Annotated in this window: 17 protein-coding genes and 6 pseudogenes; 7 read left to right on the forward strand and 16 right to left on the reverse strand. The window is 37.6% G+C overall.

What is annotated here, in order from left to right; translation table 11 throughout:
- Positions 1–587 precede the first annotated feature (587 nt).
- Positions 588–1,565, forward strand: coding sequence for a 6-phosphofructokinase (gene pfkA / locus ARSQ2_RS02535; RefSeq protein WP_181994257.1), 978 nt, complete (start codon positions 588–590; stop codon positions 1,563–1,565).
- 71 nt (positions 1,566–1,636) lie between these two features.
- On the opposite strand, the pseudogene ARSQ2_RS02540 reads toward pfkA, so the two are convergent.
- Positions 1,637–2,179: pseudogene (locus ARSQ2_RS02540) on the reverse strand (glycerol-3-phosphate dehydrogenase C-terminal domain-containing protein); the annotation flags it as partial.
- 34 nt (positions 2,180–2,213) lie between these two features.
- Here ARSQ2_RS02540 and ARSQ2_RS11835 point away from each other — a divergent pair.
- Together ARSQ2_RS11835 and ARSQ2_RS11840 are read left to right on the forward strand one after the other, a co-directional pair.
- Complete coding sequence (locus tag ARSQ2_RS11835; RefSeq protein ID WP_202880363.1) at positions 2,214–2,489, forward strand: IS630 transposase-related protein; 276 nt, start codon at positions 2,214–2,216, stop codon at positions 2,487–2,489.
- Between the two features lie 109 nt (positions 2,490–2,598).
- Positions 2,599–2,931: pseudogene (locus ARSQ2_RS11840) on the forward strand (transposase); the annotation flags it as partial.
- 136 nt (positions 2,932–3,067) lie between these two features.
- On the opposite strand, the pseudogene ARSQ2_RS02550 reads toward ARSQ2_RS11840, so the two are convergent.
- Positions 3,068–3,303 (reverse strand): annotated as a pseudogene (locus ARSQ2_RS02550) (DeoR/GlpR family transcriptional regulator); the annotation flags it as partial.
- A 22-nt stretch (positions 3,304–3,325) separates the two neighbouring features.
- Between ARSQ2_RS02550 and ARSQ2_RS13515 the strand changes: the two are divergent.
- A complete protein-coding gene (locus ARSQ2_RS13515; RefSeq protein WP_255487216.1) occupies positions 3,326–3,448 on the forward strand; it encodes a hypothetical protein in 123 nt (40 codons plus the stop codon).
- Here ARSQ2_RS13515 and ARSQ2_RS02555 read toward each other — a convergent pair.
- The 8 genes and pseudogenes from ARSQ2_RS02555 to ARSQ2_RS02590 all read right to left on the reverse strand — a co-directional run.
- A pseudogene (locus ARSQ2_RS02555) lies at positions 3,410–3,915 on the reverse strand (DeoR family transcriptional regulator); the annotation flags it as partial. The gene ARSQ2_RS13515 and the pseudogene ARSQ2_RS02555 overlap by 39 nt on opposite strands.
- A 17-nt stretch (positions 3,916–3,932) precedes the next feature.
- Entirely contained in the window at positions 3,933–4,787 is an 855-nt protein-coding gene (gene glpG / locus ARSQ2_RS02560; RefSeq protein WP_181994258.1) for a rhomboid family intramembrane serine protease GlpG, read from the reverse strand.
- Between the two features lie 42 nt (positions 4,788–4,829).
- Entirely contained in the window at positions 4,830–5,153 is a 324-nt protein-coding gene (gene glpE, locus ARSQ2_RS02565; protein ID WP_181994259.1) for a thiosulfate sulfurtransferase GlpE, read from the reverse strand.
- A 94-nt stretch (positions 5,154–5,247) separates the two neighbouring features.
- Positions 5,248–5,826: a Fe-S biogenesis protein NfuA gene (gene nfuA, locus ARSQ2_RS02570; RefSeq protein ID WP_181994260.1), complete on the reverse strand. Its 579-nt coding sequence runs from the start codon at positions 5,824–5,826 to the stop codon at positions 5,248–5,250.
- Positions 5,827–5,905: 79 nt separating this feature from the next.
- Positions 5,906–6,160, reverse strand: a complete 255-nt coding sequence (locus tag ARSQ2_RS14535) for a phosphoribosyltransferase family protein (protein ID WP_181994265.1) — start codon at positions 6,158–6,160, stop codon at positions 5,906–5,908.
- On the reverse strand, positions 6,114–6,710 hold the full coding sequence (locus ARSQ2_RS12290; RefSeq protein ID WP_238334262.1) for an IS630 family transposase: 597 nt from the start codon (positions 6,708–6,710) through the stop codon (positions 6,114–6,116). The genes ARSQ2_RS14535 and ARSQ2_RS12290 overlap by 47 nt, the downstream gene beginning before the upstream one ends.
- A pseudogene (locus ARSQ2_RS12295) lies at positions 6,640–6,999 on the reverse strand (IS630 transposase-related protein). The gene ARSQ2_RS12290 and the pseudogene ARSQ2_RS12295 overlap by 71 nt, the downstream one beginning before the upstream one ends.
- Before the next feature lie 32 nt (positions 7,000–7,031).
- Complete coding sequence (locus tag ARSQ2_RS02590; protein WP_181994261.1) at positions 7,032–7,436, reverse strand: hypothetical protein; 405 nt, start codon at positions 7,434–7,436, stop codon at positions 7,032–7,034.
- Between the two features lie 48 nt (positions 7,437–7,484).
- On the opposite strand from ARSQ2_RS02590, the gene bioH reads away from it, so the two are divergent.
- Positions 7,485–8,261, forward strand: a complete 777-nt coding sequence (gene bioH / locus ARSQ2_RS02595; RefSeq protein WP_181994262.1) for a pimeloyl-ACP methyl ester esterase BioH — start codon at positions 7,485–7,487, stop codon at positions 8,259–8,261.
- Between the two features lie 88 nt (positions 8,262–8,349).
- Here bioH and ARSQ2_RS02600 read toward each other — a convergent pair whose 3' ends face one another.
- The 6 genes and pseudogenes from ARSQ2_RS02600 to ARSQ2_RS02625 all read right to left on the reverse strand — a co-directional run bounded on the left by ARSQ2_RS02600 (position 8,350) and on the right by ARSQ2_RS02625 (position 12,664).
- A complete protein-coding gene (locus ARSQ2_RS02600; RefSeq protein WP_129109083.1) occupies positions 8,350–8,589 on the reverse strand; it encodes a FeoC-like transcriptional regulator in 240 nt (79 codons plus the stop codon).
- 56 nt (positions 8,590–8,645) lie between these two features.
- Positions 8,646–10,919: a Fe(2+) transporter permease subunit FeoB gene (gene feoB, locus ARSQ2_RS02605; RefSeq protein ID WP_181994263.1), complete on the reverse strand. Its 2,274-nt coding sequence runs from the start codon at positions 10,917–10,919 to the stop codon at positions 8,646–8,648.
- Between the two features lie 59 nt (positions 10,920–10,978).
- Positions 10,979–11,215 (reverse strand): ferrous iron transporter A, encoded by a 237-nt coding sequence (feoA, locus tag ARSQ2_RS02610; protein ID WP_181994266.1) that lies wholly within the window; start codon positions 11,213–11,215, stop codon positions 10,979–10,981.
- A gap of 313 nt (positions 11,216–11,528) precedes the next feature.
- Positions 11,529–12,006, reverse strand: a pseudogene (locus tag ARSQ2_RS02615) (S1 RNA-binding domain-containing protein); the annotation flags it as partial.
- Positions 12,007–12,017: 11 nt separating this feature from the next.
- Positions 12,018–12,485 (reverse strand): transposase, encoded by a 468-nt coding sequence (locus ARSQ2_RS02620; protein ID WP_238334261.1) that lies wholly within the window; start codon positions 12,483–12,485, stop codon positions 12,018–12,020.
- Positions 12,482–12,664, reverse strand: a complete 183-nt coding sequence (locus ARSQ2_RS02625; RefSeq protein ID WP_181994264.1) for a hypothetical protein — start codon at positions 12,662–12,664, stop codon at positions 12,482–12,484. The genes ARSQ2_RS02620 and ARSQ2_RS02625 overlap by 4 nt, the downstream gene beginning before the upstream one ends.
- A gap of 154 nt (positions 12,665–12,818) precedes the next feature.
- Here ARSQ2_RS02625 and ARSQ2_RS13520 point away from each other — a divergent pair, with 154 nt between their 5' ends.
- Complete coding sequence (locus ARSQ2_RS13520; protein WP_181994267.1) at positions 12,819–13,031, forward strand: IS630 transposase-related protein; 213 nt, start codon at positions 12,819–12,821, stop codon at positions 13,029–13,031.
- The coding region (locus ARSQ2_RS12300; protein ID WP_238334263.1) for a transposase at positions 13,027–13,166 on the forward strand (140 nt) is incomplete at its 3' end. The genes ARSQ2_RS13520 and ARSQ2_RS12300, both read left to right, overlap by 5 nt.

A 13,166-nucleotide genomic window follows, 5' to 3' on the forward strand; every position in this document is an offset into this window, starting at 1 on the left:
AATATATCTTTTTCTCCAATATAAATTTACTGATATAGAGTAATTACTTGTAATCATTTTAAAGTCGCCCAGCTATAGTGGTGTTAAGTTTATATATGCGTTTTGCGATGGAACTAACTGACTTATAAGGAATATTTTAGATGAAGTGCAAATCGGAGGTGTAAACTAATCAGACAGTTTTAATTAAAAATTAAAAATTAAAAATTAAAAATTTTTATAGATAAAGTTAGCTATATTAAAAGGACATAAAAAGCGTTTTATTGATAGCGCTGGTTTAAGAAAAGTAATCTATATATTTATAGTATAAAAAATTAAACTATCTATTAAGATAACTGAACTATCCGCTAAATATATAATTTATTAACATAATGATTAACCATTTTTTATTTCATTATTCTAATGATAGCATTTGCAATATTTATACTAAATTTTACCTTTATCAAAGAAAGCTAATAATTTAAGCATTTGGTAAAAGTTTTATCGTATAATGTAGTAAGCCGAATCAATTCAGCCAGTTATAGCCATAAACAAAATGCATGAAATTATGGTTTTTATACTTATGGCAATATATTAAATCAGAGGTCACCATGAACAAAAAAGGAATAAAAAAAGTTGGCGTTTTAACCAGTGGTGGTGATGCGCCAGGAATGAATGCCGCTATTCGTAGTGTTGTGCGCATGGGACTTTCTGAAGATTTAGAAGTTTATGGTATCTATGACGGCTATATGGGACTTTATGAAAATCGAATAAAAAAACTCAACCGTTTTAGTGTCTCTGATATTATTAATCGCGGCGGTACTTTCTTAGGCTCTGCCCGTTTTCCTGAATTTCGTGATAGTGAGAAGGTAAGAACCCAAGCTATTGAGAATATGAAAAAACATAATATTGATGCCTTGGTTGTCATCGGTGGAGATGGCTCTTATCGTGGCGCAAAGAAGATCACTGAAGCGGGCTTCCCTTGTATAGGTGTACCCGGAACTATTGATAATGATGTTGCCGGTACTGATTATACGATTGGTTATTTTACCGCTTTGGATACTATTGTTGAGGCAATTGATCGTTTACGTGATACCTCAACTTCCCACAAACGTATTTCGATTGTTGAAATAATGGGCCGTCATTGTGGTGATTTGACTTTATCTGCGGCTATTGCTGGCGGCTGTGAGTTTGTAGTATTGCCCGAAATACTTTTTGATAAGGAAGAGTTACTGACAGAAATTAAATCTGGTTTAGCAAGAGGTAAACGTCATGCAATTGTTGCCATTACTGAACATATTTATGATGTTAATGAGTTGACAAAATATATTGAAAAAGCAACGGGCCATGAGACACGAGCAACGGTTTTAGGCCATATTCAGCGAGGTGGTAGTCCGGTTGCGAGTGATCGAGTTCTGGCATCTCATATGGGCGCTTACTCTATTCAGTTACTTTTACAGGGGTATGGTGGGCGCTGTGTTGGTATTCAAAATGATAAACTGGTTCATCATGATATTATTGATGCAGTTGAAAATATGCAACGTAAGTTTAAGCAGGATTGGTTAGATACGGCGAAGAAACTTTATTAACTGGTTTGAGCGGGTTGTAGTTGATAAAGTTTCGATAGTAAGCCTCATAAGTTTATGAGGCTTATATGGTTTTATTGCGTGATGGTTGTATTTTTAGTCAACCATTGCGTTATTAGTTGTTTCTCGTCATCATTGAGCCACATACCTAATTTGGTTCTGCGCCAGATGACATCATCTAACTCTGTAACCCATTCATTTTGGACTAAATAACGTAATTCAGCTTTGCATAAATTGTGGCCAAAAGCTTCACCTAGATCTGATAAGGATTGTGCTTGTTTTAAGATCAAATTGCTACTACTACCGTAAGTGCGGGCATATTGCAATGCAATGCCTTCTAGTAACCATGGGTAGCGTTTACCTAATAGTTGGGCATAATCGTCACGATAACAGCCTTCGATATCACCACCAGGTAGCGTTGCTTATTTAGTCCACGCTTTACCGGCATTAGAATAGTAATGAGCTAATTTATCTATCGCATGCTCTGCAAGTTTACGATAGGTGGTTAATTTACCCCGAAAAACAGATAGTAAAGGTGCTTTTCCTTGTTCATCATGAATGTCGAGGGTGTAATCACGTGTAATAGCTTGAGGTGAATCAGATTCATCATCACATATAGCTGGGCGACTTAATTTTGATGACATTATTTATATGAGCTATTCAATTGATTTTAGACGTAAAGTGATATTTACGATCGAAGAAGAAGGATTAAGTATCCGAGAAACAGCGAAGCAATTTCGGATTTTCTGTGCATCTGTATCGCGTTGGATTAATCAAATAGAGCCAAAAGCATCGACTACGCGTCAGCGAAAAATCGATAAATCCGAGTTGATAAAAGATGTTGAACAATCAATATCCAGATGCTTACCAAAAAGAGCGTGCAGAGCGTTTTGGCGTTTGTCAGAAGGCGATTTGGCAAGCTCTTAAAAAAAATGGGATTGACCTATAAAAAACTCTACGTCACTCTACGTCATCCGAAAGCCGACGAAAACACTCGACAAACGTTTCAACAACAAAACAACAGTATGAAAAAGAAGGAAAGCATATTGTTTTTATTGATAAAAGTGGTTTTTCACACGATACCCCGCGGACTCACGGCTATTCCCCGAAAGGTCAACGGTGTGTTGGTCTCAAAAACTGGGGAGCTAAAGGAAGAACAAATGTTATCGGCGCTTTATTGGGCACAACGCTGTTTGCTATCGGATTATTTGATATCAATATTAACAGCGATGTTTTCTATGCATGGGTCACCCAAGTCCTTATCCTAGTACTTCCTAAAAACAGTGTAATCATGATGGATAATGCAACTTTTCAAAAGAAACAGAGTATTCAACAAGTCATCATCGATGCGGGGCATATGGTGGAATATTTGCCTACCTATTCGCCAGATCTTAATCCAATTGAACATAAATGGGCACAAGCTAAATGCAAAAAAAGAGCGCTCGGATGCGACACAGATATTTTGTTCGCACTCAATATCGTGTAATCAAAATTAAGTCGCTTAGCTATACATTATGATGCTCAATGATTTTGTGGATGTTTGCAGGAGGTGCTTTGTCAGTAAAAAGATAATCAATCATCTCCATACTAACTAGGTTAACCATTGCATTGCGACCAAATTTTGAGTGATCAGTAACCAGGATAACGCAACGAGAATTTTCAATAATCGCTTTTTTGTTCGTACTTCATGGTAGTCGAATTCGAGTAATGAACCGTCTCCATCGATACCACTAATGCCTAAAATATAGCTAGGCGACTTTAAAATGATTACAAGTAATTACTCTATATCAGTAAATTTATATTGGAGAAAAACATATATTTTTGTAATCAAAATTAAGACGCTTAGCTATACCATAGTCAAGACGGAATTGAGTTATAAAATCTAAGGTTGCCTCACCAAAAATTCCTCCATCACGGCTGCGAACTTCTCCTCCTGCTAAGATCAGACGAAAATCCTCTTTTGTCATAAGTAGGGTTGCAACATTAAGATTATTAGTGACGATCCTTAATTTTTTATGATCCAGCAAAGCATAGGCGACAGCTTCTGGTGTAGTGCCGATATCAATAAATAGTGTAGCTCAATTAGGGATTTGACGGGCAACATGTTGAGCAATCCGTTCTTTTTAGCTCGACCACATCATCTTGCGATCGTGGTAAGCAGTATTAACAGAACTTGAAGGAAGCGCGGCACCTCCGTGATGGCGCTGAATTTTATTTTTTCCGCAAGTTCATTGAGATCACGACGGATACTTTGTGGGCTGACATTGAAATATTCAACTAACTTTTCAGTACTTACATAGCCTTGAATGCGGGCAAGTTCGATAATAGTATCATGGCGTTGAGTTTGCTTCACAAAAACCTCAAGTATCACTATATGTATTGGTCATGTTTGGTATTATTTGGTTTATGTCTATTATCCCATAATCCCATTAATAAACCGATAATTAACCCGGCAATGTGTGCTGTGCTAGCTATTTTCATGCCAAAAATATCAAAGTAACCAAGAAATAACCATAAAACAGCAAATATCATTAACCCTCTTGGAATAGAAACACCTTTTTCTGGGTGACGTTCACCGGTTAACCAAACGTAGCCAATCAGCGAAAAAACTACGCCGGAAAGACCACCAAAAGCAGAGCCACTAAAGAGCGATTGCCCCCAATTACTAAAAAGAGCTGATACAATAGCAATGACAAATAGTTTACCTGTACTCAATTGGCGTTCTACCTGACTACCTAAATACCACCACCACATTAAATTAAATAAAATATGCATCAACGAAAAGTGAAGTAGGGCGGGGGTGAATATTCGCCAGATTTGCGTGTACTGAGTACTTGATGGCCAAGCCAGATAAGCCATTACGGCGTCATTACCGGAAATTAACATCCAAATATAAATAAAAATAGCTAAAAAGAAAACGATGATGAGTAGTGGGCCAGATTGTTTTTTAAAATAATCAACAGTGAGATAATTACGGTAGCCAAATTTTTTATCAATATGTCCCGTTTGCCAACTTGCTGCCTGATAACGTGAATTAAGAGGATCTTGCATAAACAGCTTTAGTTCTTGCTGAACTTGATCGAACTTATTTTCATCATATAGCCAGAGATCAAAAAATTTTCCCTGTGGTTCTGCGCGCATTTCTATAACAATATTTTGCATCGCAATATAATCAATAAATGCTTGTGCTAATCTAGGATTTGCTATAGAAGTTAAATGGATCATAACCAGTTATATCGCTTACGAGAGTGAGTTCATGGTGTGTGGCTATTCTCTCAACCATGCTTTAAAACCACCGTTTATGCTATAAACAGTTTCGAAGCCCATATTAACTAAATATTGTGCTGCGTGCAATATTGTGCTGCGTGCTGCGCCATGGCTACTATAGCCATGGTAACACATTATCATTACCGGTGAGTCAAAGTCTTTTTGCTTAATAAAGTTATTTAAGGTCTCATTCGTGAGATGGTAAGCGCCTTTAATATGCGCTGAATGAAAACTTTCTGGGTCACGAATGTCGACAATGATGATGTCACCTGTTTGCCAAAGTTTATAGGCTTGTTCAACTGTAATTAATTGAAAATTATCCATAGTAATCTGCACAATATTATTTTACATTCGGAAAAACAAGATACTCTCTGTACTTTTAAAAAGTATCCATCATTGGCGAAAATGAGTAATTATTTTAATAATAAGAGTGATCACCACGCTGATGTTCGGTTAAATCTTTTACTCCTTTTAATTCGTCTGGGAACATATTTAGCAACTGTTTTTCAACACCTTCTTTTAAGGTAATATCGACCATTGAACAGCCATTACATCCTCCACCGAATCGTAGAATTGCATATCCATCGTCAGTGATTTCCATCAATGAAACCCGTCCTCCATGGCCTGCTAATTGTAGGTTAATTTGTGATTGAATAACATATTCAACTCGTTCAATCAGTGGAGCATCGTCAGTCACTTTTCGCATTTTAGCATTAGGCGCTTTTAGGGTAAGTTGAGAGCCTAATTGATCCGTTACGAAATCGATTTCGGCCTCTTGCAGAAAAGGTGCGCTAATTTCATCAATATAAGCTGAAAGTTTATCAAATTTAAGTTCAATATCCGTCGCTTCGATAGCATCAGGAGGACAATAAGAGACCCCACCTTCTGCAGAAGGTGTGCCAGGATTGATGACAAATACGCGAATTTGTGTACCAGTTTTTTGATTTGCCAATAGTTTGGCAAAATGAGCTTGTGCTGCTTTAGTAATATTAATCATAATCGATGCTCAATTTTATCATTTTAGTATGTTTATCATACGCTCTTTTCCTTACTTTCTACAAGGTTCTGCGTATTGCTTAGGCTTGAACTGAGTTTGCTCCAGCACTAATCAGCAATTTAGCAACTTCATTCATTGTTGTTCCTGTTGTAATGACATCATCAAATACGGCAATATGGCGATCTTGAAACGATTTTTTTACCCTAAAAGCTTTACTAAGATTTTGGGTACGTTTTTTAGCAGAAAGTTGAGTTTGCGGTAGTGTAGCAGGAGTGCGAATAATTGAATTAGTTTGAAATTGGCATCCTAACCAATAGGCTAATTGAGTTGCTATAGCTAAGCGACTTAATTTTGATTACACCATATTGAGTGCGAACAAAATATCTGTGTCGCATCCGAGCGCTCTTTTTTTTACATTTAGCTTGTGCCCATTTATGTTCAATTGGATTAAGATCTGGCGAATAAGTAGGCCAATATTCCACCATATGCCCCGCATCGATCATGACTTGTTGAATACTCTGTTTCTTGTGAAAAGTTGCATTATCCATCATGATTACACTGTTTTTAGGAAGTACTGGGATAAAGACTTGGGTAACCCATGCATAGAAAACATCGCTGTTAATATTGATATCAAATAATCCGATAGCAAACAGCGTTGTGGCCAATAAAGCGCCGATAATATTTGTTCTTCCTTTAGCTCCCCAGTTCTTAAGACCAACACACCGTTGACCTTTCGGGGAATAGCCGTAAGTCCGCGGGGTATCGTGTGAAAAACCACTTTCATCAATAAAAACAATATGCTTGCCTTCTTTTTCATACTGTTTTTTTGTTGAAACGTTTGTCGAGTGTTTTCGTCGGCTTTCGGATGACGTAGAGTTTTTTATAGGTCAATCCCATTTTTTTAAGAGCTTGCCAAATAGCCTTCTGACAAACGCCAAAACGCTCTGCACGCTCTTTTTGATAAGCATCTGGGTATTATTCAACATCTTTTATCAACTCGGATTTATCGATTTTTCGCTGACGCGTAGTCGATGCTTTTGGCTCTATTTGATTAATCCAACGCGATACAGATGCAGAGCCAATCCGAAATTGCTTCGCTGTTTCTCGGATACTCAACCCTTCTTCTTCCATCGTAAATATCACTTTACGTCTAAAATCAATTGAATAGCTCATATAAATAATGTCATCAAAATTAAGTCGCTTAGCTATATTAAACTGGCTTGATTAAATCCACGTTGCCAATGTTTACCATGATGAAGTGGGATCGCTATTATGATATCTGGTTTGCGCCAGCGTTGTTGGCGATATCCTTGTTGCCAATAGAGTAGAAATAAGCGTGCAAGGATAAAGGCGATTTGCGTTATTTTTTCATATTTGTACTGCTGTATTAGCTTGCTTAATGGTGGTATATAGGGAGTAATGGCGAGAAGATTGTGCCAATAGGGTGGAGTTTGTAAACAGCGACCGCAAGCAAGGGTGAATTGTTCAACGGGTAAAGCACAGCGATGACAAACTCGTTTTAGATAAGGCAAATGTTTTAAACAGTAGTGACAAATGCCATGAAAGTGATATTTTAGTGTTTGGTGGCATAGCCAACAATACCCAGCCATTGTTAATATAATGATGTCCTTTTTTATACCTGTAAAGCGAGAATAACTATGACGACACTGTTTTGGCAGCAGTTGGGTAAAGGAAAACAAGATATTGTGCTATTGCACGGATGGGGATTGAATGCAGAAGTTTGGCGTACCATTGAAGTGGAATGTGGTTCTCATTTTCGTCTCCATCTAGTTGACTTACCTGGCTATGGTCGTAGTAATCTTTTTCCACCGATGTCGCTACAACAAATGGCAGAGGTAATTTGGCAGAAAGCGCCCAAGGAGGCTATTTGGTTAGGTTGGTCGTTAGGCGGACTGATTGCTAGTATCATCTCACTTAACCATCAAGCTGAAATAGCAGGTTTAATAACAGTGGCTTCATCGCCCTGTTTTGGACAACAAGAAAATTGGCCAGGCATTAAACCTACGGTACTTAAGGGCTTTGAACGACAATTACAGGTTGATTTTCATCGTACAGTAGAACGTTTTCTTGTATTGCAAACATTGGGCACTAAAACAGCTAATGGCGATATACGGTTATTAAAATCGGTGATACTAGAGCAGCCGTTACCCTCTGTTGCCGTGTTAAACGCAGGTTTAAAAATTGTGCGAACAACTGATCTACGGCAATCTTTATTAACCTTAAATAAACCTTTTTTGCGTATTTATGGTGACCTTGATAGCTTAGTACCCAAAAAAATAGTACCAATGCTGGATAAATGGTTACCAAATTCGCCTTCGGTGGTAATAAAACATGTGGCCCATGCCCCTTTTATTTCTCATCCTAATCAGTTTATTCAATTGTTAGTCGATTTTTTGCGGCAATTGGAGAAATGAATATGGGGAGTCAGAATAAAAGCAAAAACATTCTTTATGCTAATCGAGTAAGCGATAATTTTAATAAATTATCGCTTACTCGCATAAATTAGAGAGAAGTAACTTGATAAATTTTTAGGTTACACTTTTTTATTTCGGGACATTGCTTACAACTATGGCCCGTTAAACAGGATGATTGATCAATTTGTTCTAATTTTCCCATGGCCGCTAATTTATCTAACATAGCCTCAATCATAGGTAATGAAGCAGAGAATTTCTGACTAATTTGGTAAGCATCCGTTCTGCCATACAGCGCAACCATATCTCTGACTTGCAATAAACTGATCATCTCATTACCTCTAGTGTTGGCATGAACCACTTTGGCTGTGGTTACATTTATGGACATTATGATGGAGTTTTAGTGTTATGCGTTTTACGTGAATGGCGCAACAATGCAATTAACAGTAAGTTAAACACGACGAGCATCCCAATAACCCACGCGCTATATTGTGGATGTTGTGAGAAAGTGGCTATTTGGTAGAACAAGGCAGAAACGGAATAAGCAACATTCAAGCCCCATAAAATAGAAAATGTCATCCAGTTTCGATTCGTTTCACGGGCAATGGCTCCTAATACAGAAATGCAAGGCACATAAAGTAGAACAAAGATTAGATAGCTATAGGCTGATAAAGACGAGCCGAACCGTGCTGCCATAGCGCCCATTGTACTGCTATTCATATCATCATCACCTTTACTGGCTTCAATAGGATTGGATAAGACACTTAAACTGAATGTTTTTTTTAGACTATCCCAAGTTTCATTAACCGCATCTTCTAATTCATCTAACAGATTAAATTGCTCGGCATAAAAAGGTGTTTGAGTAATATTTTCGGCGGTGTACAGTGTATTCAATGTGCCGACAACCACTTCTTTAGCTAATGCGCCGGTAATAAGTCCAACGGTTGCTTGCCAATTATCATCATTGATACCGATAGGTTTCAATAACGTGGTAACGGTTTTACTTAATGACGCTAATGCTGATTGGTTAATATTATCAACGACTTTACCGGACAAAGAAAAACTATTAAGTGCACCGATAATCATACTGGCAATAATAATCACTTTTCCCGCTCTTAAGACAAAGCCTTTCAATCTTTGCCAGGTCTGTAATAGTAATGTTTTTAAGTGTGGTACATGGTAAACCGGTAATTCCATGATAAAAGGGGAGGATTCGCCCCGTGCAACAGTATATTTCAATAACAACCCGGTTAGGATGGCAATGACAATACCTAATAAATAAAGATAAAAAACAATACTTGCGCCATTTTTGCCAAAAAAAGCGGCCTCAAAGACAGCAAAAATAGCCAGCCTGGCGCCACAAGACATAAAAGGCGCCATTAAAACGGTGATTAATCGTTCACGAGGAGTATCTAGTGTCCGTGCACCCATAATAGCAGGCACATTACAGCCAAAACCGACAATCAAAGAAACAAAAGATTTACCAGGGAGACCTAGTGCTTGCATCAGTCTATCCATGACAAATGCTGCGCGTGCCATATAACCTGAGTCTTCCAATACAGAAAGGAATAAATACATTAAACCAATTTGGGGAACTAATGGCAAAACAGTGTTGATACCACCACCTACCCCTTCGGCGAGGAAAACCGTCAACCATTGGGGAAAGTTAAAAGTATGGCCAATCCATTGAATTCCATGGATGAAAATGGCTTCTGAGCCACCTTCAAAGATCGGTTGTAATGCACCACCAATATTGATAGCAAGTATGAACATCAAATACATGATAAAAAGAAATATCGGCACCCCAAACCAGCGATTAAGTACTATATTATCAATAAATTGCGTTAAGGTATTCGGTTTTTCCGTTTCAGTATTAATCACTGCTTCGTAAAGGCGGACAATAGTTTGATAGCGTGCATCAGCAATGATGAGCTCAGGTTCTTCTTGTTGTTGAGATTGGAAATGGGTCCTAATTTTATCTAATTTATCAGTGGAAATAGCGGCACGTTCCAGGCTATATATATCACCTTCTAAGATTTGTAGTGCTAGCCAACGGCGCTGTTGATGATTGAATTTATTATGGTCAATAACTTGAACTAAATTTTCCACTTTGGTGAGCAAAAAATCGGGATAGCGGATGAGTGTTGAAATAAGATTATTGCTATGTTTATCAATCGCTTGTTTTAATTTGCTAATACCTTTTGCGCGAGTCGAAACTAGAGGGATAACAGGGCAGCCCAGGCGTGTTTGAAGTTCATCAATATTAATATAAATATTTTTGTTTTCGGCAATATCCAACATATTAAGCGCAACGATACAAGGCACACCTAATTCAATAAGTTGTAATGTTAGATAAAGATTACGCTCGAGCTTAGCGGCATCGATAACATTTATCAACATATCCGCTTCGCCACTTAGGATGAAATGACAGGCAATTTGCTCATCGAGTGAGGTCTGTTCTGAAATAGTGGTTAGTGAATAGGTGCCAGGCAGGTCAACTAATTCAATATCATATTCCGAGGTTGCAAAGCGACCAGCCTTTCGCTCAACAGTGACACCAGACCAGTTGCCAACACGTTGGCAAGCGCCTGTTAATTGATTAAAGAGTGTCGTTTTACCGGCGTTAGGGTTGCCAATAAGGCCAATAGTTAATGGTTTCATAGTTTTGGTGTCAGATGAGTAATAAGCAATAGGCTATTTAGTTATCATAAAAAATGTTTTTATACCGCTTGGTTGCCGGCATCGTCCAAATTTAATAACGCAAGATCTTTTTTTCTTAAGATCAAATTTATACGGCGAGTTTCGATTTGAATAGGATCACCAAACGGCGCTATACGAATAACGTTAAAAAAAGATCCAGGTAACATACCTAAAGAAAGTAACTTTTGACGGTAAGCTGGATTTATTTCTGCTGAAAATCCGACAATTTTGTATCGATGATTAGGAAGAATTGACATAGACACTTCCACTCTAGAGCCAAAAAAACAAAGATACCGCAAATGGGTACCAGATGAATAGTAAAATTAATGAAAAATATTATCATTCTTATATTAATAATGATAATCATAATTATATGCTACTCGAATTAATTTAGCGCTTTTTTAAATGACAGCAATTGATATTGATCAATAGTTCTCTAGAGAGTGAAGTATTGGCATCAAAATTAGTGTTAATTCATTAGTTTTTATTAAAAAAAACATTTTTTAAAATTGAATATGTTAATAGTCTGATGTTAGATCAGACTATTAACTATATAATATATGTTAACAATTAACGCTTTTTATTGAGTGCTGCCGCCGCCAGTGCATCAGCCATTACACTATTAGCGAATGGCATATTGTTACGTTGGGATGTTTTAGTTGAACTGGCTGAGGAGGCATTTTTGCCTGTCTGTGGCTTATTACGATGTTGTTGTCGCGTATCTGTTGTTTTCTCATCCAGACGCATGCTTAATGCAATTCGTTTACGGTTTAAATCAATATTGATGACTTTAACGGTGATAATATCCCCTGTTTTGACTAGAGAATTGAGGATCTTTAAGAAATTTATCGGACAGAGAGGAAATGTGTACCAAACCATCCTGATGAACGCCAATATTGACAAACGCACCAAAATTGGTCACATTGGTCACCGAACCTTCTAATATCATACCTACTTTAAGATCTTCCATGGTTTCAATACCATTGATAAAAGTGGCTGTTTTAAATTCTGGCCGGGGATCTCGTCCAGGCTTTTTTAATTTTTTTATAGCTAAGCCACTTAATTTTGATTACACCATATTGAGTGCGAAAAAAATATCTGTGTCGCATCCGAGCGCTCTTTTTTGCATTTAGCTTGTGCCCATTTATGTTCAATTGGATTAAGATCTGGCGAATAGGTAGGCAAATATTCCACCATATGCTCCGCATTGATGATGACTTGTTGAATACTCTGTTTCTTGTGAAAAGTTGCATTATCCATCATGATTACACTGTTTTTAGGAAGTACTGGGATAAGGACTTGGGTGACCCATGCATAGAAAACATCGCTGTTAATATTGATATCAAATAATCTGATAGCAAACAGCGTTGTGCCCAATAAAGCGCCGATAACATTTTCTTCCTTTAGCTCCTCAGTTCTTGAGACCAAAACACCGTTGACCTTTCGGGGAATAGTCGTGAGTCCGCGAGGTATCGTGTGAAAAACCACTTTCATCAATAAAAACAATATGCTTGCCTTCTTTTTCATACTGTTGTTTTGTTGTTGAAACGTTTGTCGAGTATTTTCGTCGGCTTTCGGATGACGTAGAGTTTTTTATAGGTCAATCCGATTTTAAAGAGCTTGCCAAATGGCCTTCTGACAAACGCCAAAACGCTCTGCACGCTCTTTTTGGTAAGCATCTGGTATTGTTCAACATCTTTTATCAACTCGGATTTATCGATTTTTCGCTGACGCGTAGTTGATGCTTTTGGCTCGATATAGCTGGGCGACTTTAAAATGATTACAAGTAATTACTCTATATCAGTAAATTTATATTGGAGAAAAACATATATTTTGTAATCAAAATTAAGATGCTTAGCTATAAAATATGTTGAACAATATACAGATGCTTACCAAAAAGAGCTTGCAGATCGTTTTGGCGTTTTTCAGAAGGCCATTTGGCAAGCTCTTAAAAAAATGGGATTGACCTATAAAAAAACTCTACGTCATCCGAAAGCCGACGAAAACACTCGACAAACGTTTCAACAAAAAACAACAGTATGTAAAAGAAGGCAAGCATATTGTTTTTATTGATGAAAGTGGTTTTTCACACGATACCCCGCGGACTCACGGCTATTCCCCGAAAGGTCAACGGTGTGTTGGTCTCAAGAACTGTGGAGCTAAAGGAAGAACAAATGTTATCGGCGCTTTATTGGGCACAATCCTGTT

Source organism: Arsenophonus endosymbiont of Bemisia tabaci Q2 (assembly GCF_902713415.1).
Classification (GTDB): Bacteria; Pseudomonadota; Gammaproteobacteria; order Enterobacterales; family Enterobacteriaceae; genus Arsenophonus.

What these genes read in the sequence shown, in the direction of transcription:
- glpE (WP_181994259.1), bottom strand. Translation starts at nt 5,153, where the DNA reads ATGGATAATTTTCAATTAATTACAGTTGAACAAGCCTATAAACTTTGG.
- feoA (WP_181994266.1), bottom strand. Translation starts at nt 11,215, where the DNA reads ATGTCAATTCTTCCTAATCATCGATACAAAATTGTCGGATTTTCAGCA.
- nfuA (WP_181994260.1), bottom strand. Translation starts at nt 5,826, where the DNA reads ATGATTAATATTACTAAAGCAGCACAAGCTCATTTTGCCAAACTATTG.
- ARSQ2_RS02620 (WP_238334261.1), bottom strand. Translation starts at nt 12,485, where the DNA reads ATGAAAAAGAAGGCAAGCATATTGTTTTTATTGATGAAAGTGGTTTTT.
- pfkA (WP_181994257.1), top strand. Translation starts at nt 588, where the DNA reads ATGAACAAAAAAGGAATAAAAAAAGTTGGCGTTTTAACCAGTGGTGGT.
- feoB (WP_181994263.1), bottom strand. Translation starts at nt 10,919, where the DNA reads ATGAAACCATTAACTATTGGCCTTATTGGCAACCCTAACGCCGGTAAA.
- ARSQ2_RS13515 (WP_255487216.1), top strand. Translation starts at nt 3,326, where the DNA reads ATGATTACAAGTAATTACTCTATATCAGTAAATTTATATTGGAGAAAA.
- glpG (WP_181994258.1), bottom strand. Translation starts at nt 4,787, where the DNA reads ATGATCCATTTAACTTCTATAGCAAATCCTAGATTAGCACAAGCATTT.
- bioH (WP_181994262.1), top strand. Translation starts at nt 7,485, where the DNA reads ATGACGACACTGTTTTGGCAGCAGTTGGGTAAAGGAAAACAAGATATT.
- ARSQ2_RS02600 (WP_129109083.1), bottom strand. Translation starts at nt 8,589, where the DNA reads ATGATCAGTTTATTGCAAGTCAGAGATATGGTTGCGCTGTATGGCAGA.
- ARSQ2_RS11835 (WP_202880363.1), top strand. Translation starts at nt 2,214, where the DNA reads ATGAGCTATTCAATTGATTTTAGACGTAAAGTGATATTTACGATCGAA.
- ARSQ2_RS02590 (WP_181994261.1), bottom strand. Translation starts at nt 7,436, where the DNA reads ATGGCTGGGTATTGTTGGCTATGCCACCAAACACTAAAATATCACTTT.